Source organism: Streptomyces sp. NPDC037421, from assembly GCF_055602105.1.
This window is the reverse complement of sequence record NZ_JBVJWV010000015.1, coordinates 23649-45658: the sequence shown is the minus strand read 5'-3', so window position 1 is coordinate 45658 and position 22010 is coordinate 23649. Positions and strand designations below refer to the sequence as shown.

The 22010-nt window shown below is 74.2% G+C and carries 17 protein-coding genes, 1 tRNA gene and 1 pseudogene; 9 read left to right on the top strand and 10 right to left on the bottom strand.

The features are described from left to right. Nucleotides 1–4: 4 nt before the first annotated feature. The 4 genes from ACZ7IF_RS22000 to ACZ7IF_RS21985 form a co-directional block, all read right to left on the bottom strand. Nucleotides 5–1276: an ABC transporter substrate-binding protein gene (locus ACZ7IF_RS22000; RefSeq protein WP_470973705.1), complete on the bottom strand. Its 1272-nt coding sequence runs from the start codon at nucleotides 1274–1276 to the stop codon at nucleotides 5–7. Nucleotides 1277–1396: 120 nt separating this feature from the next. Beyond that, nucleotides 1397–2050 carry a hypothetical protein gene (locus tag ACZ7IF_RS21995; protein WP_470973702.1) on the bottom strand — a complete coding sequence of 218 codons (654 nt, stop codon included), beginning with the start codon at nucleotides 2048–2050 and terminating at the stop codon, nucleotides 1397–1399. Nucleotides 2051–2212: 162 nt separating this feature from the next. Beyond that, a complete protein-coding gene (locus tag ACZ7IF_RS21990) occupies nucleotides 2213–4039 on the bottom strand; it encodes an AMP-dependent synthetase/ligase (protein WP_470973699.1) in 1827 nt (608 codons plus the stop codon). 836 nt (nucleotides 4040–4875) lie between these two features. Then, nucleotides 4876–5727, bottom strand: a complete 852-nt coding sequence (locus ACZ7IF_RS21985; RefSeq protein WP_401252993.1) for a LysR substrate-binding domain-containing protein — start codon at nucleotides 5725–5727, stop codon at nucleotides 4876–4878. 133 nt (nucleotides 5728–5860) lie between these two features. On the opposite strand from ACZ7IF_RS21985, the gene ACZ7IF_RS21980 reads away from it, so the two are divergent. Continuing rightward, on the top strand, nucleotides 5861–6913 hold the full coding sequence (locus ACZ7IF_RS21980) for a bile acid:sodium symporter family protein (RefSeq protein ID WP_470973697.1): 1053 nt from the start codon (nucleotides 5861–5863) through the stop codon (nucleotides 6911–6913). 9 nt (nucleotides 6914–6922) lie between these two features. Further along, entirely contained in the window at nucleotides 6923–7348 is a 426-nt protein-coding gene (locus tag ACZ7IF_RS21975; RefSeq protein WP_470973694.1) for a (2Fe-2S) ferredoxin domain-containing protein, read from the top strand. A gap of 162 nt (nucleotides 7349–7510) precedes the next feature. On the opposite strand, the gene fdhD is transcribed toward ACZ7IF_RS21975, so the two are convergent. Continuing rightward, on the bottom strand, nucleotides 7511–8353 hold the full coding sequence (gene fdhD / locus ACZ7IF_RS21970; protein ID WP_470973965.1) for a formate dehydrogenase accessory sulfurtransferase FdhD: 843 nt from the start codon (nucleotides 8351–8353) through the stop codon (nucleotides 7511–7513). A gap of 209 nt (nucleotides 8354–8562) precedes the next feature. On the opposite strand from fdhD, the gene ACZ7IF_RS21965 reads away from it, so the two are divergent. The 3 genes from ACZ7IF_RS21965 (at nucleotide 8563) to ACZ7IF_RS21955 (ending at nucleotide 11582) form a co-directional block, all read left to right on the top strand. Beyond that, entirely contained in the window at nucleotides 8563–9504 is a 942-nt protein-coding gene (locus ACZ7IF_RS21965) for a beta-ketoacyl-ACP synthase III (protein WP_470973691.1), read from the top strand. Between the two features lie 176 nt (nucleotides 9505–9680). After that, nucleotides 9681–9765 (top strand) — tRNA-Leu (locus ACZ7IF_RS21960). A gap of 233 nt (nucleotides 9766–9998) precedes the next feature. Further along, nucleotides 9999–11582 carry a serine/threonine-protein kinase gene (locus ACZ7IF_RS21955; RefSeq protein ID WP_470973962.1) on the top strand — a complete coding sequence of 528 codons (1584 nt, stop codon included), beginning with the start codon at nucleotides 9999–10001 and terminating at the stop codon, nucleotides 11580–11582. A gap of 315 nt (nucleotides 11583–11897) precedes the next feature. Here ACZ7IF_RS21955 and ACZ7IF_RS21950 read toward each other — a convergent pair. Both ACZ7IF_RS21950 and ACZ7IF_RS21945 read right to left on the bottom strand, forming a co-directional pair. After that, nucleotides 11898–12644, bottom strand: a pseudogene (locus tag ACZ7IF_RS21950) (IclR family transcriptional regulator domain-containing protein); the annotation flags it as partial. Nucleotides 12645–13417: 773 nt separating this feature from the next. Further along, nucleotides 13418–13948, bottom strand: coding sequence for a sigma-70 family RNA polymerase sigma factor (locus ACZ7IF_RS21945; RefSeq protein WP_470973689.1), 531 nt, complete (start codon nucleotides 13946–13948; stop codon nucleotides 13418–13420). A gap of 523 nt (nucleotides 13949–14471) precedes the next feature. Between ACZ7IF_RS21945 and metG the strand changes: the two genes are divergently transcribed. Together metG and ACZ7IF_RS21935 are read left to right on the top strand one after the other, a co-directional pair. Continuing rightward, on the top strand, nucleotides 14472–16187 hold the full coding sequence (metG, locus tag ACZ7IF_RS21940; protein WP_470973687.1) for a methionine--tRNA ligase: 1716 nt from the start codon (nucleotides 14472–14474) through the stop codon (nucleotides 16185–16187). A 175-nt stretch (nucleotides 16188–16362) separates the two neighbouring features. After that, on the top strand, nucleotides 16363–17580 hold the full coding sequence (locus tag ACZ7IF_RS21935) for a glycosyltransferase 87 family protein (RefSeq protein WP_470973685.1): 1218 nt from the start codon (nucleotides 16363–16365) through the stop codon (nucleotides 17578–17580). Here the strand turns inward: ACZ7IF_RS21935 and ACZ7IF_RS21930 are convergent. The 3 genes from ACZ7IF_RS21930 to ACZ7IF_RS21920 are packed head-to-tail and all read right to left on the bottom strand — an operon-like array spanning nucleotide 17544 to nucleotide 20207. Then, on the bottom strand, nucleotides 17544–18209 hold the full coding sequence (locus ACZ7IF_RS21930) for a M15 family metallopeptidase (RefSeq protein ID WP_470973682.1): 666 nt from the start codon (nucleotides 18207–18209) through the stop codon (nucleotides 17544–17546). The genes ACZ7IF_RS21935 and ACZ7IF_RS21930 overlap by 37 nt on opposite strands. A gap of 49 nt (nucleotides 18210–18258) precedes the next feature. Beyond that, on the bottom strand, nucleotides 18259–18918 hold the full coding sequence (locus tag ACZ7IF_RS21925) for a response regulator transcription factor (RefSeq protein ID WP_470973680.1): 660 nt from the start codon (nucleotides 18916–18918) through the stop codon (nucleotides 18259–18261). Next, nucleotides 18906–20207, bottom strand: coding sequence for a sensor histidine kinase (locus tag ACZ7IF_RS21920; protein ID WP_470973677.1), 1302 nt, complete (start codon nucleotides 20205–20207; stop codon nucleotides 18906–18908). The genes ACZ7IF_RS21925 and ACZ7IF_RS21920 overlap by 13 nt, the downstream gene beginning before the upstream one ends. Before the next feature lie 332 nt (nucleotides 20208–20539). Here ACZ7IF_RS21920 and ACZ7IF_RS21915 point away from each other — a divergent pair, with 332 nt between their 5' ends. Together ACZ7IF_RS21915 and ACZ7IF_RS21910 are read left to right on the top strand one after the other, a co-directional pair. Further along, complete coding sequence (locus ACZ7IF_RS21915) at nucleotides 20540–21112, top strand: hypothetical protein (RefSeq protein WP_470973991.1); 573 nt, start codon at nucleotides 20540–20542, stop codon at nucleotides 21110–21112. Nucleotides 21113–21208: 96 nt separating this feature from the next. Continuing rightward, entirely contained in the window at nucleotides 21209–21985 is a 777-nt protein-coding gene (locus ACZ7IF_RS21910; protein WP_470973675.1) for a bestrophin-like domain, read from the top strand. Nucleotides 21986–22010: the final 25 nt, after the last annotated feature.

Genomic DNA, 22010 nt, shown 5'->3' with positions numbered 1-22010 from the left:
GCCCCTACTTGAAGGGGATCGGCTCGTGGCACTCGAACGGCACGGAGACCTCGTACCGGCCGCCCTTGAGCTGTACGAGCGCCCCGCAGCCGAAGCTGTCCTTCTGGCCCTTGGGCTCGGCGCGGTCGCCGACGAGGGTTCCGGTGTCGGAGAAGCTCTGGGCGGCGTTCTGGAAGTGCGTGGTGGTGAGGTCCTTGCCGGCCTTCTGGGCGATGGCGAGGAACAGGTCGGCCGACATGTACCCGGTGAGCATGTGCATGTTCAGCGGGATTTCCTGCCCGCCCGAGGCGGCCTTGATGTCGGCCTTGAACCGGGCCATCCTCGGGCTGTCCGACTCGAAGGGCTCGAACTGGAGCAGGACGTGCACCCCTTCCAGGGCCTGCCGGGTGGCGTCCTTGGCGAGCAGCCCGGGGTCGTAGTCGGTCGGGTCGGAGAGCAGCCCCTTGTAGCCGGCGCGCTTGAGGGCCGTGAAGAGGCCGATGTTGTTCGGGGTCTGCATGACCGAGACGACGGCGTCGGGGGCCTTGCCGCCGCCGCTCTCCATGATCTCCTTGACGTACGCGCTCCAGTCGCTGGGCACGGCCGTCGCGGGCACCGACGCCTTGGCGTAGGAGACGGTGAACCCGGCCGCGGCGAAGCCCTGCTGGAAGGTGCGGATGCCGAACTTGCCGGCGTCGCTGTCGTTCGCGATGACGGCGACCGACTTCCCCTCGGCCCCGCCGAGGAGCTTGGCGATGCCCTCGGGCCAGGTCTGGTTGAGGGTGCCGCCGGGGGAGGGGACCAGACAGCCGTTGAACCCGTAGATGTACTGGGGGCCGCAGAAGGAGGGCAGGGTGCCCCAGCCGAAGGTGGGTACCTTCTCCTGCTCCAGGAAGTCGGCGCCGGAGAAGGTGACCGAGCTCATCGGGGCGACGGCGAAGACCTTGTCCTGCTGGACGAGTTTGCGGGCCGCCGCCAGGTTCTTCCCCGGATCCTGGCCGTCGTCCTCCGCGCCGATGTAGTCGATCGTGCGCCCGTGGACGCCGCCCTCGGCATTGGCCCTGAGGTAGCGGGCCCTGGCCCCGAGGTCGGTGTCCTTCTTGCTGTAGCCGCTGGCGCTGGTCATCGACACGATGCCGCCGACCTTGATGGTCTTGTCGGTGACCCCGCGCCGGTTCCCCGGCGCGTCCCCGGAATTCCCCGGCACCGTCCGGTCGGAAGTGGAGGCGGAATTGCAGGCGGAGACGAGCGCGAGCACGGCCGCCACGGCGGCCAGGGCGCGGATGGGTCGCGACATGGGTGGATCCCCCTCCGTAGGAATCCCCGCATTCTGTGCGCGACCTGACGTACCGTCAATATATTCGGCGGGATGGAATGACGGCCCGTCAGATCGCGCTCCGCCCGTCGCGCGGGGGCCTCAGGGCGCGTTCAGACCGAGGTTCTGGCGCGAGCTGTTGGAGGCGCCGGGGCTGAGGATGTTGTTCTGGGTGCTGATGTTGTTGTAGATCGGGAGGACGCCGTTGAGGTTGATGCCCAGGAGGGAGCCCCCGCCGCCCCCGCCGTCGCCGCCGTCGCCCCCGTTCCCCCCGTTGCAGGTGCCCCCGGTGACGACCGTGGGGTCGCTGTCGGAATCCGCAGGGCTGCCGCCGCCGGAGATGGAGGCCGAGTTGGTCAGGTTGCAGGGGGCGTCCGCGGCGATGTTGACCGAGACGTCGAAGAGCTGGGGGGTGTCCATGGACAGGGCCATGGACGTGGTGCACACCAGCTGTTCCAGGGAGGACTGGTTGCAGTCCCATCCCAAGGGGACGCTGCCGCCGTTGAATGTGAGGCCCTCCGGCATGACGTCGGTGACCGTCACCAGGCCCGTGCTCGTGTCCTGGGACCCGTTGGTAACCGTGAGGGTGTAGATGGCCGTACCGCCACGGACGAAGGTGTCCGTGTGGGACTTCTCGATCTGCAGGAACGCGTCGGCGAACGCGGGGGTGGCCCCGGCCGTCAGGGGCAGGACGCCGCTCACCGCCAGCACCGTTCCGGCCGCCATCAGACGCCGCTTCCACGTGGATGCACCCATCTGCCTGTCTCTCCCGTCCTGAGGGTTCGGTGACGGTCGGAACGCTCGCACAGGCGGCTCCTCGCAGGCGCTGCCCGCCGTGGGCGCTGCCCACTTTCACCCGAACGCCAGGAGACAGGTGCGGCATACGGGGGTCACGGGCCCGGCCGGGGCCAGACACCCCTACGACGGGTACAGGCCCGCGACCTCCCGCTCGTACGCCTTCTCGATCGCCCGCCGCTTCAGCTTCAGCGAAGGCGTCAGCAGCCCGCGCTCCTCCGTGAACTGCTCGGCCAGCACCCGGAAGGCGCGGATCGCCTCGGCCTGCGACACCAGGGTGTTCGCGGCCACCACCGCCCTGCGCACCTCCGCCGTCAGGTCCGGGTCGCCCGCCACCTGCTCGGCCGTCCGCTGCGGCAGCTTGCGCATGGACAGCCAGTGCGCGACCCCCTCCATGTCCAGGGTCACCAGCGCCGCGACGAACGGCCGGTCGTTGCCCACCAGGACGCACTGGGACACCAGCGGATGCGAACGCACCCGCTCCTCCAGGGCCGCCGGGGCCACGCTCTTGCCGTTGGAGGTCACCAGGATCTCCTTCTTGCGCCCCGTGATGGTCAGATAGCCGTCCTCGTCCAGCCGCCCCAGGTCCCCGGTCGCCAGCCAGCCGCCCCGCAGCACCTCCTGCGTGGACCGGGGATCACCCAGGTACCCGGCGAAGACGTGGCCGCCGTGCAGCCACACCTCCCCGTCGTCGGCGATGTGCACCGTGCCACCCGGGATCGGCGGGCCCACCGTCCCGTACTTGACCGCCCCCGGCGGATTCGCGGTCGCCGCCGCGCAGGACTCCGTCAGCCCGTACCCCTCGAACACCGTGATCCCGGCCCCGTCGAAGAACAGCCCCAGCCGCCGCGACATCGCCGACCCGCCCGACATCGCGTACCGCAACCTGCCCCCCAGGGCCTCGCGGACCTTCCCGTACACCAGCTTCTCGAAGACCTGGTGCTCCATCCGCAACGCCGCCGAAGGCCCGGGTCCGCTCCCGAACGCCTTCTGCTCACGCGCCTCCGCGTACCGGACGGCCGCCTCCACCGCCCGGTCGAAGGGACCCCGGCGCCCGTCCGCCTCCGCCGTCCGCCGCGCCGCCGCGAAGATCTTCTCGAACACGTACGGCACGCCCAGCACGAACGTCGGCCTGAACGCGGCCAAGTCCGGCAGGAGTTCGGCCGCGGCCACCGCCGGCTGGTGCCCCAGCTTCACCCCGGCCCGCACGGCAGCCACCTCCACCATCCGCCCGAACACGTGCGCCAGCGGCAGGAACAGCAGCGTCGACGGCTGCTCCCCGCCCGGCCCCGCCCGGAAGACCGCCTCCCACCGCGCCACCAGCGTGTCCGTCTCGTACATGAAGTTGGCGTGGGTGAGCACACAGCCCTTGGGCCGGCCCGTGGTCCCCGAGGTGTAGATGACGGTCGCGACGGCGTCCGGGGTCACGGCCCCGCGGTGGCGGTGCACCACGTCCTCGGCCACCCCCCGCCCGGCCGCCACCAGTTCCTCCACCGCCCCCGCGTCGAGCTGCCACAGCAGCCGCAGCCCCGGCAGCCGCTCGATCACCGAGCCGACCGTCATCGCCTGGTCCTCGTTCTCCACCAGACAGCCCGTGCAGGCGGAGTCGTACAGGATCCAGTGCACCTGCTCCGCCGACGACGTCGGGTACACCGGGACGGGCTGCGCCCCGATCGCCCACAGCGCGAAGTCGAACAGCGTCCACTCGTAACGGGTACGGGACATCACCGCGACCCGGTCCCCGAAGCGGACCCCCTGCGCCAGCAGCCCCTTGGCGAGCGCGAGCACCTCCCCGGCCAGCTGACGGGCGGTCACGTCCCGCCAGACCCCGTCCGTCTTGCGCCCGAGCACCACGTGCTCCGGGTCCTGCCCGGCGCGAAGGAAGACGGTGTCGGCCAGGCCTCCGGCCGGCGCGCCGGTGACCAGGGGTGGGACGGTGAACTCGCGCAAGTTCCGCTCCTCTGCGTGCAGGGCGCCGCGACGCTACCCCACCCGCACCCGTGCCCGGCACCCCCGAGGAAACCTCCACAAGATCCCCCCGCCCCCGCATCCCCCGCGACCTGCGGCGCAGGTGTATGTGCGTGTGTGCGTGTGTGCGTGTGTGCGGACCTCGGGCGCATGGTGCGGCGCGGGTCCGCTATCTCCCCCTCGAGGGGTGGGGGGCGGGCCGGTGGTTGCCCACCCGCCTCCCTGGGTGCGGGCCGGTGGGGTGGGGGTGGGGAGCCCCTCGGGCGGTGTCAGGGAGGGTTTGGGGGTTTCCCGTCAGTCCCATCGTCCTTCCGGTCCGGGCCGGTCCCTCAAGGGCGCTCCCTTCGGTCGCGTCACTTCGTGATCGCCTTCGGCGACCCTTGACCGACCGACCCGCCCCGGAAAGACATAAGGACTGCCGGGAAGCCCCCAAAGGAACGGCACGGTCCAGAGGAGCAGGGGCGGCCGTGTCAGCGATGGCGACGGGGCCGGGCGTCGGCCGGCCGGGCATCCGGGCCCGTGATGCCGGATTCCGGGCCGGGGGTGCGGCCATGCGCACGACAGGTTGATCGGAGCGGCCTGCGGCGCTTCCAGGCGCGCCAGATCGCTACGCGCTCCTGTCGTCCCGGCGTCCGGCGACCGCCTTGGGCTGATACCCGCACCAGAGGATGATCAGGACAGCGCGGGAAGCGTCGGGGCGCAGTAGGGCGCTCATGCCTCACCGCCCTGGTCGAGGCGATCGTGCGGGGACCCGGGCCTGCGCCGGACGCGCCGGGCCCGCTCGATCCGCCTCCCGCCTCGGCCCGCCCCGGGGCCCCCTAGGCCGGGCGGCTCAGGCGGTCGCCGCCCGCCAGGACGGCGGCCGCCAGGGCCTCCGCCGCCGGCGTCGGGCGGCGGCCCTGGAGCAGGGCGAACTCCACCGGCCCCAGCTCCGGCAGCCCGCCCACCCGCACCAGACCCGGCGGGATCAGCCCCCGGGTGTGCGCCATCACCCCGAGCCCCGCGCGGGCCGCCGCGATCAGACCGCTCAGGCTCCCGCTCGTACAGGCGATCCGCCACGCCCGGCCGTCCCGCTCCAGCACCTCCAGCGCCCGCGCCCGGGTGATCCCCGGCGGCGGGAACACGATCAGCGGCACCGGACGCTCCGGGTCCACCCGCAGCCCCTCCGCCCCGATCCACACCATCCGGTCCCGCCACACCAGCCGGCCCCGCTCGTCCCCCGGCCCGCGCCGCTTGGCCAGCACCAGGTCCAGGCGCCCCGCGTCCAACCGCTCGTGCAACGTTCCCGACAGCTCCACGGACAGCTCCAGGTCCACCTCGGGGTGCTCGTGCCGGAACCCCTCCAGGATCTCCGGCAGCCGCGTCAGCACGAAGTCCTCCGACGCCCCGAACCGCAGCCGCCCCCGCAGCCGGGTCCCCGTGAAGAAGGCCGCCGCCCGCTCGTGCGCCTCCAGGATGGTCCGCGCGAAGCCCAGCAGCGCCTCGCCGTCCTCCGTCAGCCCGACGCTGTGCGTGTCCCGCACGAAGAGCGGACGCCCCGTGGCCTCCTCCAGCCGCCGCACGTGCTGGCTGACCGTGGACTGCCGCACCCCGAGCCGGGCCGCCGCCTGCGTGAAGCTGAGCGTCTGGGCCACGGTGAGGAAGGTGCGCAGCTGGACCGGGTCGTACACGGCTCCCAGCCTAGGGCGTCATCGCGTTCCGTGATGGCAGTCAGTGCTGTGTGCGTGTTTCCCGATGACCGCCCACCCGCGACGATGGTCGTACCCCTCGCCTTCCCCCGTACGACAGCAAGTGAGCACCCCCATGCGACGCCCCCGCCTTCCCGCCCGGCTGCCCCTGGACCCGTACGTACTGGCCCTGCTCGCCACCGTGGGCCTCGCCGCACTGCTCCCCGCCCGGGGTACCGCCGCCACCGTCGCCGACGGGGCCTCCACCGCTGCCGTGGCCCTGCTCTTCTTCCTCTACGGGGCCCGGCTCTCCACCCGTGAGGCCCTCGACGGCCTGCGCCACTGGCGGCTCCACCTCACCGTCCTGGCCTGCACCTTCGTACTCTTCCCGCTGCTGGGCCTGGCCGCCCGCCTCCTCGTCCCCGGCCTGCTCACCCAGCCCCTCTACAGCGGCCTCCTCTTCCTCTGCCTGGTCCCCTCGACCATCCAGTCCTCCATCGCCTTCACCTCGATCGCCCGGGGCAACGTCCCCGCCGCGATCTGCGCCGGCTCCTTCTCCTCCCTCGCCGGCATCCTCCTCACCCCGCTGCTCGCCGCCGCCCTCCTCGGCAGCGACGCCGGGGGCTTCTCCCCCGACTCCCTCCTGAAGATCGTCCTCCAGCTGCTGCTGCCCTTCCTCCTCGGCCAGGGCCTGCGCCGCTGGGTCGGCGGCTTCCTGACCCGCAACAAGAAGGTGCTCGGCTACGTCGACCGGGGCTCGATCCTGCTCGTCGTCTACGCGGCCTTCAGCGCGGGCATGGCCGCCGGGGTCTGGCACCGGGTCAGCCTCCCGCGCCTGGGCGCCCTGATGGCGGTGGAGGCCGTACTCCTCGCCGTCATGCTCCTCGCCACCTGGTACGGGGCCGCGCGCCTCGGCTTCGGCCGCGCGGACCGCGTCGCCATCCAGTTCGCCGGGTCGAAGAAGAGCCTCGCCGCCGGACTCCCCATGGCCAGCGTCCTGTTCGGGGCCCAGGCCTCCCTGGCGGTGCTGCCGCTGATGCTGTTCCACCAGATGCAGCTGATGGTCTGCGCGGTCCTGGCCCGCCGCCGCGCCCGGGACCCCGAGGCGGTCCTCCAAGGCCAACTCGGCGCTCGACGTGTGGTGGAGGTCTCGCCCCGGGTCCAACCCCCCGCCGCGCAGGGCCGGTAACGTGCGGCGGTGACCTGGATACGCCCGCTCGCCGCCACCGCCCCGCGCCCCTGCACCCTCGTCGTCTGCCGCGGCTGCTGCTGCGGGGACCCCCGCAAGAACCCCGGCTCCGACCACGCCGGACAGCTCGCCCGGCTGCGGGAGGCCGCCGCCGCGTCCGGGGGGCGCCTCGCGGTCCGTACGAGCGACTGCCTCGGGCCGTGCGCGCAGGCCAACGTGATCGTGGTCCAGCCCACCACCGAGGCCCGCCGCCGCGGCGCCCGGGCCGTCTGGTTCGGCTGGGCCCTGGACGACACGGCGACGGACGAGATCATCGCCTGGGCCGAATCCGGCGGCCCCGGCAGCACCCCGCTCCCCGCCACCCTCGACCTGCACCGCATCGACCCCCCGGAGCCGAAGCAGCCCACGCCCCCGCGCCGGGGCCGCCGCCGCTAGGCCCTGTCCGGGCGATCTTCGCGGGCCCGCGACGTCCGGCACGGCACCTCGCCGCGTTGTCGGAGCGCGCGAGTACGGCCGAGTACGAGCTGCGCTCCTCCGCCTTGCGATGCACCGCACCAGACCCCGCGGCCTGATCCACGAAGATCGCCCGGACAGGACCTAGCCGGCGCCCCCGGGCAGGAGGATCCGCTCCTCGCCCGCGTACACGTTCATGTCGGGGCCGCGCAGGAAGCCGACCAGGGTCAGCCCCGACTCCAGGGCCAGGTCCACCGCCAGTGAGGACGGCGCCGAGACCGCCGCCAGCACCGGGATGCCGGCCATGACCGCCTTCTGCGCCAGCTCGAAGGACGCCCGCCCCGACACCAGCAGCACCGACCCGGCCAGCGGCAGCCGTCCCGCCTGGAGCGCCCGCCCGACGATCTTGTCCACGGCGTTGTGCCGCCCCACGTCCTCCCGTACGTCGAGCAGCTCGCCCTCCGCCGAGAACAGCGCGGCCGCGTGCAGCCCGCCCGTGCGGTCGAAGACCTTCTGCGCCGCGCGCAGCCGGTCCGGCAGCTCGCAGAGGAGCTCCGCGGGGACGCGTACCGGATCGGCTGCGAGCCCCGGGAAACGGGTCGCCGTACGGACCGCGTCCAGGCTGGCCTTGCCGCACAGCCCGCAGGAGGAGGTGGTGTAGACGTTCCGCTCCAGCGTGATGTCCGGGACGGGAACCGAGGGGGCCAGCTGCACGTTGACCACGTTGTAGGTGTTGGAGCCGTCCTCCGTGGCGCCCTCGCAGTACGTCACGGCCTGGACGTCCGAGGTGCGCGCTATGACGCCCTCGCTGACCAGGAAGCCCGCCGCCAGCGCGAAATCGTCCCCCGGGGTGCGCATCGTGATGGCCAGCGGCTTGCCGTTGAGCCGTATCTCCAGCGGCTCCTCCGCGACCAGGGTGTCCGGCCGGACACCGGCCGCCCCGCCCCGGATGCGTACGACACGGCGCCGTTCGGTGACCCGTCCCATCGCGATCAGCCCACCTGTTCCGTCCTCGCGTACACCTGACGAGGACATTCTCCCGGATCCGCCGCTGCGGACGGTTCCGGCAGGAAGTTGCTCGGAACGCTCCAAATTCCAGTGGCAGAATCCTGTTGGGTCACGCGCACACGTACCCACCAGTAGCAGGGAAAGCTGGGTCGACCTGACTGCCTGCCGTACAGAGGGGGACCCCGCCCATGACCGGTTCACGCGTGGTGGCGCTAGGGCACTACCAGCCCGCGAAAGTGCTCACCAACGAGGACCTCGCGGCCATGGTCGAGACGAACGACGAGTGGATCCGCTCCCGGGTGGGCATCCGCACCCGCCACGTGGCGGGTCCCGACGAGCCGGTCGACGAGCTCGCCTACCAGGCCGCCGGCAAGGCGCTCGCGCACGCCGGCCTGAGCCCCGACGACATCGACCTCGTCCTCGTGGCCACCTCCACCGCCATCGACCGTTCCCCCAACATGGCCGCGCGCGTCGCCGCCAAGCTGGGCATGCGCGGCGCGCCCGCCGTGATGGACATCAACGTCGTCTGCTCGGGCTTCACCCACGCCCTGGCCACCGCCGACCACGCGATCCGGGCCGGCTCCGCCACCCGCGCGCTGGTCATCGGCGCCGACAAGATGACCGAGATCACCGACTGGACCGACCGCACCACCTGCGTGCTGACCGGCGACGGCGCGGGCGCGGCCGTCGTCGAGGCCTGCGAGGAGCCCGGCATCGGCCCGGTGCTGTGGGGCTCGGTCCCGGAGATGGGCCACGCCGTGCGGATCGAGGGCACGCCCCCCGTCTTCGCCCAGGAGGGCCAGTCCGTCTACCGCTGGACCACCAGCCAGCTCCCGCCGCTGGCCCGCAAGGTCTGCGAGAAGGCCGGAGTGACCCCCGAGGAGCTCGCCGGCGTCGTGCTGCACCAGGCCAACCTCCGGATCATCGAACCGCTCGCCGCCAAGATCGGCGCCGTCAACGCCGTCGTCGCCCGCGACGTCGTCGATTCCGGGAACACCTCCGCCGCGAGCATCCCCATGGCCCTCTCGAAGCTGGTCGATCGCGGCGAGATCCCCTCGGGCGCCCCGGTCCTCCTCTTCGGCTTCGGCGGCAACCTCTCCTACGCCGGCCAGGTCATCCGCTGCCCCTAGGGCCGGCCGGTCCCCGGCGGCCGGGGCGGGACCCCCGCGCCGCCGGGCTCCAGGCAATGCCCGCAGGTCAGCGCGGCGTGGCGGACCGGCGGCCGCTCGTAAAACGTGGTCGGAAGCCCGTCGATCCCCTGCTATGGTTGTCCATGTCGCCGCGGGAAACCGGGGCCGACCACCTGGTCCGGGTGGCGGAATGGCAGACGCGCTAGCTTGAGGTGCTAGTGCCCTTTATCGGGCGTGGGGGTTCAAGTCCCCCCTCGGACACACAGAGAAAGAACCCCACTTCGGTGGGGTTCTTTCGCGTTTCCGGGCGAAGCCGGGTCCCTTCCGGGGCGAAGCCCGGGTGAGCTCTCCGCGGAACGGGGTGGCCGGATCCACCCGTGCGGCATCATGGGGCCTGACCGGGTCAAGGGGGGAACGTGTCACAGGACGAACCGCGCAACGACGTCGTGATCGCCGGGCGGTACCGCCTGGGGAAGAGGCTGGGCCGCGGCGGCATGGGGACCGTCTGGCAGGCCTCGGACGAGCTCCTGGGCCGCGCGGTCGCCGTCAAGGAACTCCACGTGGGCGAGGGCAAGGAAGCCGCGGGAGCCCTGCGCGAGGCCCGCACCGTCGCTCAGATCAAGCACCCGCACGTCGTCGTGGTGCACGACGTGGTCGAGGACGACGGCCGCCCGTACATCGTGATGGAACTCGTCGAGGGCGGCTCGCTCGCCGACCGCCTCGGCGCCGCCGGGCCGCTGGGCGCCGGCGAGACCGCCCGCATCGGGCTCGCCCTGCTCGGCGCCCTGAGCGCGGCCCACGACCGCGGGGTGCTCCACCGGGACGTCAAGCCCGCCAACGTCCTCATGGAGGCGGGCACCGGGCGGGTCGTGCTCACCGACTTCGGCATCGCCCGCCTCGCGGGTTCCACCACCATCAGCGAGACGGGTGCCTTCGTCGGCTCGCCCGAGTACACCTCCCCGGAGCGGATGCAGGGCGCCGCCGCCGGACCCGAATCCGACCTGTGGTCCCTCGGCGCCCTGCTGTGCGCCGCCCTGACCGGCGAGTCGCCCTTCCACCGGGATTCGCTGGGCGGGGTGCTGCACGCCGTCGTCTACGACGAGATCCGCCCGCCGGTGCAGGCCGGGCCGCTGACCCCGCTGATCCGCGGCCTGCTGGAGCGCGACCCCGAACGCCGGCTGGGCGTGGCGGACGCCCAGCGGATGCTGTCCGCGTACGTCACCACCGGCAGCCTGCCCCTCCTCGACCGCACCCCCGGCCCGGCACGCCCGGCCGGGCCCGCCGCCCCGCCCGGGTACTCGCCGACCGAACGCGTCACGGCGCAGACCGGCCCCGCGACGGAGCCGGGGGCCCGCCGGGCCGGCCTGCGCGTCGGGCTGGTCGCCGCGCTCGTCGTGGCGGCCGTCATCGGCGCGGTGGCCGTGACCTCCCTGCTCTCGGACCGGGCCGGGGACAAGGGCCGGGCGGCCGGGCCGGGCGACCCCACCTCCCCTTCCCCCGGAGTGACCACGTCCGCCCCGCAGTCCCCGACGCCCCCGGCCTCGCCCACGGCCACCGTGGGGGCCACGGCCACGGCCACGACCACGGTGACCGCGCCGGCCCCGGCGCCGCCCGCGCAGCCGGCCCCCGGCAAGGCTGCGCCCGCCGGGTACCGCTTCGTCTCCGACCCGGAGGGTTTCGGGCTCGCCGTACCGCAGGGCTTCCAGCGCACCACCGACGACCAGCGGGTCTTCTACGTCTCCGCGGACGGCGCGATCCGGATCGGCATCAAGGTGAAGCCGGTTTCGGGCGGGCCGCTCGCCGCGATGCGGCAGTCCGACGCCAACGGCCCGTCCAACAACCCGGGCTACCGCGACAACACGATCGTCCCCACCACGCACAACGGACTGCCCGCTGCCCTCTGGGAGTTCACCTGGAACGGCTTCACCGCCGCCGAGGGGCCCCGGCACACCTTCGACCTCTGCTGGGACGAGAACGGCCGGATGTACGACGTCTGGGTCTCGGCCCCCCTCGGCCGCCTCACCCAGGCCAGGGGGAACTTCGACGCGGCCCTGGACTCCTTCGTCCCGGTCGGATAGCCCTCAGGGGCCCGTCGGCCCCGGTCGGGTGCCGAGGACCACCAGGCCCTCCGGGGCCGGGAGGCTGCCCGGGGCGAGCGGCCCCAGGGTCTGCGGCAGCGCCAGGCGCGGCCCCCCGCCCTCCGGGGGCGCGTCGAACAGGTACGCCGCCCCCGACGCGGAGTCGCTGACCAGGTGCGGGCCGCCGGCCGACGCCGTGAAGCGCGTCAGCGGGGCCCGGAAGAGGCGGCCCAGCTGGCGCAGGGTCTCCGGGGTGGCGGCGGGCGGTGCGGCGGGCGCCGCGCCGGCCGGGACGTCCGGGGGGATGGCCCCGGACAGCAGCAGCGCCAGCAGCACCGGGACCGCCTTGCGGCGCAGGGCCTCCGTCGCGGAGCCCAGCCGGTGCGCGTGCGCGGCCGGCAGGGACAGGGCCAGGCTCCCGGCGGCCTCGCCCGTCGCGATCGGCACCGCCGAGCACACGACCCCCGGGGAGTACTCGCGCAGGTCGAACACCGGGGCGCCCGGAGCCACCGCGTCCAGGGCGCTGAACAGGGCCCGGCTGTCGGTGATGGTCCGGGCGGTGAGCCGGGTCGGTCGGTGGCGGGCCACGTGGTCGGCCCGGCCGTCGTGGTCGAGCTGCGTCAGCAGGCACTTCCCGACCGCGCTGGCGTGCGCGGCCGCCCGGAAGTCCACCCACTCCCGCACCGGCGGAGCCCCCGGCCCGTCCGCCATCTGCGTGATCCGGACCTCGCCCTCCGCGTACCGGCTCAGGTACACGGCGGCGCCCGCGCTGTCGCGGGCCAGCGCCAGGGTGCGCTGGAGCTGCCCCGCCAGGCCGGTGCCGCCCGGGGCCGCGAGCCGGTCCAGGGCCGGGCCGGGCGCGTACACCCCGGCGGCCGGGCAGTACGCGTACTCCTCCTCGCGCAGCATCACGAGCAGCGGGCGCAGCTCCGCCGCGGCCAGCCCCGACTGCCGTGCGAGCCGGGCCGCCCGCACCCCGAGCGGGTGCCGCTCCAGGACCCGTACGACGGCCAGCGCGCGCCGCGCCTGCGCCAGGGCCTCACCGGTGTCGGACTGGACCACCGTCCCCCGCGCGGCCGACGTCAGCGCGGGGTGGCGCAGCGGGCCCGGACCCGGGCGTGGCAGCGCGGGCGGCAGCGGGGGCGGCGGCAGGAACGCGGCCAGCACCGCGGGCAGCCCCGGCCTGGGCACCGGTACCGGGCCCAGATCGGGGTCGTCGCACTGGTCGACGTACCGCAGGACGGCCGCCTGGGCGCACAGCCGCACCTCGCGCAGCTCCCGGCGGCCGCCGGGCCTGAATCCCCGGCGGCCCAGCTCCCGCGCCCAGAGGCGGGCGTCGTGGTGCTCGCCGCGCCGGGAGTGGTCCAGGAAGAGGCAGTAGGCGGCCGGCGCGGTGCGCGGGCGGCCGGAGCCGGCGGCGAACTGCCACCAGAAGCGGGAACCCTCGCGCAGCCCGGCCAGGTACAGCATGCAGCCGAAGACGACCGCCCCCGGCAGGTCGCTGTGCCGGCTCTCCAGGAAGGCTTCGAGGTCGGCGCCGGCGCGCGGGTCCCCGACCACGGCCAGGCAGGCGGCCTTCAGGTCGCGCCGGGCCCGCTCCGACTCCAGCGGGCGGTCCCGGGCGGGGTCGCTCCAGCCGAAGGGCCGGCGGCGGCTCCGGGACGGCGCTGCCGCGGGGGCGCCCGGGGCGCGGGGTACGCGCAGCAGCCGGGCCTCGGCCGCGCCCAGGTCGTAGTGCGGGTAGCGGTCGCGCACGCCCGCGCGGGCCAGGAACTCCGCCAGGGAGCGCGGGGCCTCCTCGCGGCCGCCGCCGGTGCCGGGGTCCTCGCCGGGCCTCATGATCCGGCGGAGGCGTCGAGCAGCCGGGCGAGGCGCCGGTGGGCCTGGCCGAGCTGCGAGCGGACGGTGGCCTCGTCGACGCCCATCACGGCGGCGGCCTCGCCGGGGGTGCACTGGAGCCCGTAGCGCAGGAGCACGGTGTCCCGCTGCCGCTCGGCGAGGCGGGAGACCGCCGAGTAGAAGCGGATGGTGTCGGTCAGCACCTCGTACTGGTCGGCGTGCGCCTCCTTGAGGGCCGCCTCGAAGGCGCTGATGTCCATCGGCTCGGGGCGGCGCAGACGCGGGTCGCGGCGCTGCTGCCAGTCGACGATCCGCTGCTTGAGCACGGTCCAGGCGTAGGCGTCGAGGCGGTCCATGTGGAGCATGCGCAGCCACTCGTTCATGATCGAGTCGAAGGTGGCGTCCACCGCGTCCTCGGCGGCCGCGTCGGAGCCGAGCTGAAGGTACGCGAAGCGCATGTACGCGGGCCGCCGGTTCGCGTGGAAGGCCCAGTACGACAGGCGCGCCGTCGGATCCCACTGACTCATGGGCGTCGGCTGCCGCCGTCGGCTGGGCAGTCCCACGGCCCCGCCGGACTCCTCCGGTCCGCCATCGTTCACCGTTCCCCACCTCATCCCCTGGTGCGGGGTCCATGAGAGCAGCGCCTACGCCCTCCGAGGGGGTGGAGGAGCAACATGAGGGGATTAGGTCCGGTGGTGATCGGATGGTGACCGATGCCGATCACGCGAGGTGCCGGGGAGCCCGAACGCATATGCCGAGGCCGGCCCGGGTCCGGCGGGCGGCCCGGCGGGCGGTCCGGTACGCGCTCCGGGTGCGCGGCCCGCGGGCGGTCCGGTGCGCGGACACCGGTCGGGGCCCCGGCGGTGCGGCTGTAGCATGGGGCCCATCGCGAGGGCCGTGACGGAGAGGTCACAGTCCTCGCTTTTGCGTTGCGTCCCGCCCCGGACCCCCGGGAAAAAGCCGACGCGTGGCGTTTCGCCGGTTCGATACGATGAACCGCGCGTTGTCACGCGTAGATCCGTACAAATGAAACGAATGGAGCATCCGAGGATGGCTCGACACCTGATCACCAGCGCGCTTCCCTACATCAACGGGATCAAGCACCTGGGCAACATGGTCGGGTCGATGCTTCCGGCGGATGTGTACTCCCGGTACCTCCGCCAGCGCGGCCACGACGTCCTGTACATCTGCGCCACCGACGAGCACGGCACCCCCGCCGAGCTCGCCGCCAAGGAGAACGGCCTCCCGGTCTCCGAGTTCTGCGCGCAGGCCCACGACGCCCAGAAGGCGGTCTACGACGGCTTCGAGCTGTCCTTCGACTACTTCGGCCGCAGCTCCTCCGCGCAGAACGTGGAGATCACCCAGCACTTCGCGCGGCAGCTCCAGGCCAACGGATTCATCGAGGAGCGCGCGATCCGGCAGGTGTACTCGCCCGCCGACGGCCGCTTCCTGCCGGACCGCTACGTCGAGGGCACCTGCCCGCACTGCGGCTACGACAAGGCCCGCGGCGACCAGTGCGAGAACTGCACCCGCGTCCTCGACCCCACGGACCTGATCGAGCCCCGCTCGGCCATCTCCGGCTCCACCGAGCTGGAGGTCCGCGAGACCAAGCACCTCTTCCTGCTCCAGTCCAAGCTGCAGCACGAGGTCGAGGCCTGGGTCGCGCGGCACGAGGACGAGTGGCCGCAGCTGGCCTCCTCCATCGCCCGCAAGTGGCTGACCGAGGGCCTGCACGACCGCGCCATCACCCGCGACCTCGACTGGGGCGTCCCGGTCCCGGCGGACACCTGGCCCGAGCTGGCCGCCGAGGGCAAGGTCTTCTACGTCTGGTTCGACGCGCCGATCGAGTACATCGCCTCCACCAAGGAGTGGGCCGACGCCGCCCCGGCCGACCGCGACTGGAAGTCGTGGTGGTACGAGGCCGAGGACGTCCGCTACACCCAGTTCATGGCCAAGGACAACGTCCCGTTCCACACGGTGATGTTCCCCGCCACCGAGCTCGGCACCCGCGAGCCGTGGAAGATGGTCGACTACGTCAAGGCCTTCAACTGGCTGACGTACTACGGCGGCAAGTTCTCCACCTCGCAGAAGCGCGGCGTCTTCACCGACCAGGCGCTCGAGATCCTGCCCGCCGACTTCTGGCGCTACTTCCTCATCGCCAACGCCCCCGAGTCCGACGACTCCTCCTTCACGTGGGAGCACTTCGCGGCCACGGTCAACAAGGACCTCGGCGGCACCCTCGGCAACTTCGTCAACCGCGTACTGACCTTCTCCCGGAAGAAGTTCGGCGACGAGGTCCCCGCGGGCAGCCCGGCGGGCGAGGCGGAGGCGAAGCTCGGCGAGCAGATCGCCGAGCTGCTGGCCGAGTACGAGGGCCACATGGAGACCCTCCAGTACCGCAAGGCCGCCGCCGCGCTGCGCGCCCTGTGGTCGGCCGGCAACGCCTACCTGGACGAGAAGGCCCCGTGGCTGGAGGTCAAGACCGACCTCGACGCCGCGGCCCTCACCCTGCGCACCGCGATGAACCTCATCCACCTCTACTCGGTGGTCTCCGAGCCCTTCATCCCGGCCTCGGCGCGCGCCATGCGCTCCTCCTTCGAGCTGGCCGGCGACACCGCGGCCTGGGTCACCCCGGAGCAGGCCAAGGCGCTGGACACGGTCCCGGCCGGCACGCCGTTCACCGTGCCGCCGGTGCTCTTCGCCCGGATCACCGAGGAGGACCTGGAGTCCTACCGCGAGCGCTTCGGCGGCAACCCGGAGGCCTGAGCGCTCCCGTCACCGTCCTGAAGGGGCGCGGCCCGTGCGGCCGCGCCCCTTCGGCGTACCCCGGCGGCGGCGTGCCCCAGGGGCGGCGGGGCGGCCGGTGGTAGGCAAAACCCCACCACCATGACTCCACCTGGGCGTGCAGACCCGACCGGGACCGCACGGCTGGAATGGGTCCATGACCCCTTCCCGTACCGCCCGGTGGACGGCCGGATGGCTGCTCGCGGCCGCCTGGGCACTGTCCTTCCCGCTGTTCTCCTCGCTGGCCCCGCACCGCCTGTGGGGCTGGTGCGCGGCCGCCGGATACCTCGCCGCCGCGGCCGCCACCGCCCTGGGCCGGCGCCGGGAGGCGCTCGCCGCCGCGCTGGTGGGCGCGGTGGCCGTACCGCTGCTCTACCTGGTGCTCACCGGACAGGGGCAGTCCGAGGTCGGCGTCATCGAACGGTCCGGGCGGCTCCTGCTGGAGACCGGAAGGCTTTACGTGGACCGCCCCGCCGGGGTCGAGGAGTACACCCCCTACCTCCCCGGCACGGCCCTCCTGGGCATCCCGCGCGCCCTGCTCGGCGGCGGCTCCGGCGACGGAGACCCCTGGGCGGTGCGGCTGCTGGGCGACGCCCGCGTCTGGTGCGCGGCCGCGCTCTTCGGCGGGATGCGGGCGGGGCGCCGCCTCCTGGGCACCGCCCCCTCCCCGCTGCTCCCGCCGCTGGTGGCTTCGCCGGTCGTGGCGCTCCCGCTCGCGGTGAGCGGGGTGGACCTGCCGCTGGCGGGGCTGTGCTGCCTGGCCCTCGCGGCGGCCGCCTCCGGCCGCCCGGCGGCCTCCGGGGCGGCCCTGGCCGCGGCGTGCGCCCTCAAGTGGACGGCGCTGCCCGCGGTGGCGGTGGTGCTGGCCCTCCTCGCGGCGTGCCGGGGCCGGCGGGCGGCGCTGCGGTGCGCGCTGGTGACGCTGCTGGGGACGGCGGCCCTGGTGGTGCCGGGCCTGCTGCTCCAGCCGGGAGAGCTGTGGCGGCAGGTGTTCGCCTTCCCGACCGGGCGGGCCGAAGTGCCGACCCCGGCGAGCAGCCCGCTGCCGGGGCACCTGCTGGCGGAACTCGGGCCGTGGGGCTGGCACCTGACGGTGGGTCTGCTGGCGCTCGGCGGGCTGGGGATGGCGTTCTCGCTGCTGGTGCGCCCGCCGCGCACCGTGGTGGCCGCGGCCGACCGGCTCGCGCTCGGGCTGACCCTGGCGTTCCTGCTGGCCCCGGCGGGCCGCTTCGGCTACCTGGCGCTGCCGCTGCTGCTGGCGGCCTGGGCCCGCTCGGCGGCCCCGGCCGGCCCGTCCGCCTCCCGCGTGGTGACGGGCTCGGGAGCGGGCCGGCCCGCTCAGCCGGCGGCCGCCGGGAGGGCCGTAGGGCCGTAGCGGGCGGTGGCGGCACCCGTCGACAGGGCCCAGTAGCGGTCCCCGAAGGACCAGTGCCACCACTCCGTCGGGTAGTTGACCAGCCCGGCGGCCGTCAGCGCACCGCTCAGCACCTCCCGGTTGGCCCGCGCCGTGTCGCTGATGTTCCCGGCGCCGGTGTAGCAGGCGCCCTCGCTCTCCTCCGGACTGGCGTTGACCCGGGTGCCCAGGTCCAGCTCGTTCCAGCCGTGGTCGGCCAGGGTGACGTCCACGGCGGCGCCGGCGCTGTGCGGGGCGATCTCCGGCGGTGACACGTACCGGCTCGCGGCGGAGCGGACCTGCCCTTCGGACCATCCGGGGTGCTCGCCGCGCAGCAGGTCCGCGTACTCGGCGAAGTACCGCTGCTGGAGCGCGGGCGGCCGGAACCCCTCGATGAACAGCAGCCGCACGCCCCGGGGGAGCTCCCGCTGAGCCCTGAGCAGCCGCTCCAGCACGCCTTCGCGCAGGTGCGCGAAGGCGTGGGCCGGGTCCTCCTTGCGCAGGTGCACCAGGAGGGTGCCCGCGTCCCGGACGTCCACGAGCGGCTCGCCGCACTCCACGACGGGCACGGCGGCGACCCTCGGGTCCGACATCAGGATGATCTCGTCCATGGGACCATCCTCGCGTACGCCCGTACGCCCGTACGCCCGAGGTGTGTCCTCAGGACGGTTGCGCTCCCCGCAGGTGGGCCAGGACGGCCAGGACGCGCCGGTTGCCCTCCGTCGGGTCCAGGTCCAGCTTCGTGAAGATGCTGCTCGCGTGCTTGACGACGGAGGCCTCGGTGATGAACAGGCGGGCCGCCAGGGCCTGGTTGTTGAGTCCCTCCGCCATCAGCGCGAGCACCTCCCGCTCGCGCGGGGTCAGGCGGGCCAGCGGCTCGTTCGCCGGCCGCGGCGCGAGCAGGACGCGGACCACCTCCGGGTCGATGACCGTCTGCCCCTCGTGCACCCGGCGCAGCGCGTCGAGGAACTCGGTCACCTCCCCGACCCGGTCCTTGAGCAGGTAGCCCAGCCCGGCGGCCGAACCGCCGGTGAACAGCTGGGTCGCGTACGCCGTGGCCACGTACTGCGACAGCACCAGGACCGGCAGGGACGGGTCCGCGGAACGCAGTTCCAGCGCGGCCCGCAGCCCCTCGTCGCGCAGCCCGGGCGGCATCCGCACGTCCGTGACGACCACGTCGGGCCGCTCGGCGGCCACGGCCCGCAGCAGCGCGGGGGCGTCGCCGACGGAGGCGAGCACCCGGTGGCCGCCCAGGGTCAGCAGTTCCGTCAGCCCGGCCCGCAGCAGCACGGAGTCCTCGGCCAGGATCACCCGGAGCACGGGACCTCCACCCTCAGTTCGGTCGGACCGCCCACCGGACTGGACACCGTCAGCCTGCCCTGCAACATCGCCACCCTGTCCGCGAGACCCGCCAGGCCCGCCCCCGCGCCGGGATCGGCCCCGCCGCGGCCGTCGTCGGTGATGGTGAGGGTGAGCCGGTCGCCCTCGACCCTACCGGCGACGCCGACCCGTGAGGCGCCGCTGTGCTTGGCCGCGTTGGCGAGCGCCTCGGCGACGGTGAAGTACGCGGTGACCTCGACCGGTTCGGGCAGCCGGGGCAGCTCCAGGTCCACCGTGACCGGGACGGGATGGCGCAGCGCCACCTCGGCCACCGCCGCCGCGAGGCCGTGGTCGGTGAGCACCTGGGGGTGGATCCCCCGTACGAGGTCCCGCAGTTGGGCGAGCGCCAGCCTGGCCTCCTCGCGGCCCCGGCTCACCAGCGCCGCCGCGTCCGCCGCCTGCGGGTGCTCGCGCAGCCGCAGCTCGGCGAGGCCCAGGGTCATGCTGAGGGCCACCAGCTGCTGCTGGGCCCCGTCGTGCAGGTCCCGTTCGATGCGCCGCCGTTCGGCTTCGAAGGCCTCGACCAGCCGGACGCGCGAGCGGGTGAGCTCCAGCACCCGGTCGTCCTCCGCGCGCGGCCCGAGCAGCAGCCGGGCGCACTTGACCTGGGCCCCGGCGATCAGCGCGCCCGCGTACGCCGTCAGAGCGAGCCCGGCCAGCCCCGCGGCCGTCCCGCCCAGCGCCTCCAGCGGCCCGGCCACCGCCTCGCCGGGTACCAGCATCACCGGCTCCGGGGCGAGGGCCCACACGATCACGGGGGACGCCACCAGCATCAGGGAGAACGCCACCAGTGCCAGCACCCCGAAGCCGGCCGCCCCGAAGACCATCCCGAGCAGGACGGCGTACCCGAACTCCCGCCAGGTGGCGCGCTTGCGCAGCCGCGTCCGCAGCCAGGCGGCCGGGCCGGCCCCGGCGAGCGAGGTGTGCGGGTCGGCCACCGGCTCCGGCTCCACCCACCGCAGCCGGCGCCGCTCCAGCTCCCCGAGGGGCACCGCCCCCGCCAGGGCGGCGACCAGCAGCAACAGCCCGATCCCGGCCACCGCGAGCAGCACCCCGAGCCCCACGAGCAGCGCCAGCGCGAGCAGCACCCCGTACCCGAGCGGGAACCCGCTCGCCAGGTACCCCCAGCACCGCCAGGGCCACCACGAGCCCAGGAACCGCAGCGGCCGCCGCATCACCCGCCAGACGGCGACGGGCGGGGCGGGGGAGGGGGCCGTGGACGCGGACATGCAGAAAGCCTAGGCGAGCCCCCCGTGCTCACCGGCCGTCACATCGCCGCGCCCACCGCCACGAAGCCGCAGATCAGCACGGACAGGATCGCCAGCAGCGGCCAGACGAAGCGGAGGTACTTGTCGTAGCCGACCTTGGCCAGGGCGACACGGGCGGGGGCGGGCGTCCCCGGCCGCGGACGGCCCGGAGGCCGGGGCCGGGGTGCCGCACGCGGTTCGAAGTGAGCCGTCGCACAAGGATCTTGACCTGTCCGGCGCGTGTCCGAAGGCGGTCCTTGATCGTTTCTTCGGGCGTAACCCTCATTTTCGGCTGCCGGATCGGGAGGACCGCGGTGACGGCTTGGCAGTACTTCGCCGGGGCGGGGCTGGTGGCCGCGCTCTGCCCGCTGCACGGCCATGTGGCGGTCGCGGGCGACGGCCACGGCCGCGGGGCGCGGGTCGACGTGTGCGTGCCCGGCGGGCCGCCCGGGCCGCCCGCGGTGCGGCCGCCCGCCATGCCGCCCCCGCCCGTGGCGCGGCCCGGGACCCCGTCGGCGGCACCGCCCGTACGGGTGACGGTGCCCGGCGCCGTCCGGCCCACGGTGCGCCACCCCGGCCACGCGCCGGGGCTGGCGGAGCGGCCCGTACCCGGGGCGGCTGCGCCGGGCGGGCCGGCGCAGCCGCCGCAGGCTCCGCCGGCTGCGGCCGGGGAGCCGGAGCCGGCTCCGGCCGATGCCCCCGCCCCGCCCGGGGCCAGGGCCGCCGTCGAGCGGGTGAGCAGGTTCCACGTACGCCCGTACCACTCCGCGGCCCTGGAGCGGCGCGGCCCGGACGGACTGAGCACCATGATGCTGATGGTGGTCGTGACCACCCCGGCCGTGCTGGCCGCCGCCGCGCTGCGTCCCCGCTCCAAGAGCCGGAGCTGACGCCCCCGGCCCCGGGGGGCCGAGCACCCGCCCCGCACACCCGCCCCGCATACACACACCCCATGCGTCCGCGCATCCACGAACGGGAGATCCCTCGTGTCCGAATGGCTGGTCCTGGCCATCGCCATGGCGCTCGTCTGCGCCCTCGTCCTCGCCATGACCGTGGTCCGGCACCGCCGGGTCGCGGACGACGAGGACACCAGCGAAACCCCCGACGTCATCGAGTACATGACGATGATGGTCGGCGTGGTCTACGCGATCGTCCTGGGCCTGGCCATCGCGGGCGTCTGGGAGGCGCGCGGCGCGGCCGAGGACAGCGTGCGCCGCGAGGCCCAGTCGCTGTACGAGGTCACCCAGCGGGCCGACGTCTACCCCGGGCCCGTCCGCGACCGGATCCGCGGCGAGGTGGACGCGTACGTCGCCCACACCGTCAGCGTGGACTGGCCGCGGCTGGTCTCCGGCCAGGACGCCTCCGCCGAGGGCGCGCAGCTGCTCGGCAAGCTGCGCACCGACGTCACCCACCAGAGCCCCGCCAATGAACTCCAGGCCCAGGCCTACCAGCCGCTGCTCGACCACATCGCCGCCGCCGACGACGCCCGGCACTCGCGCACGCAGAGCGACGAGTCCACCCTGCCGAGCGTGGTCTGGTTCGGGCTGGTGGTCGGCGGCGTCGTCACCATCGGGCTGATCTTCACGTTGCAGATCCGGCGTTCGGGGCGCGAGCTGCTGCTGGCCGGGCTGTTCAGCGCGCTGATCGTGTTCCTGCTGTTCATGGTGTGGAGCTTCGACGCCCCCTACGGGCGGGACGGGACCGACTCCGCCGGCCCCTTCCAGGACCTGTTCCCGGCCGTGTCGGTGACGGCCTCCCGCTGAGTGCCCGCGCCGGCGCCCGCGACGG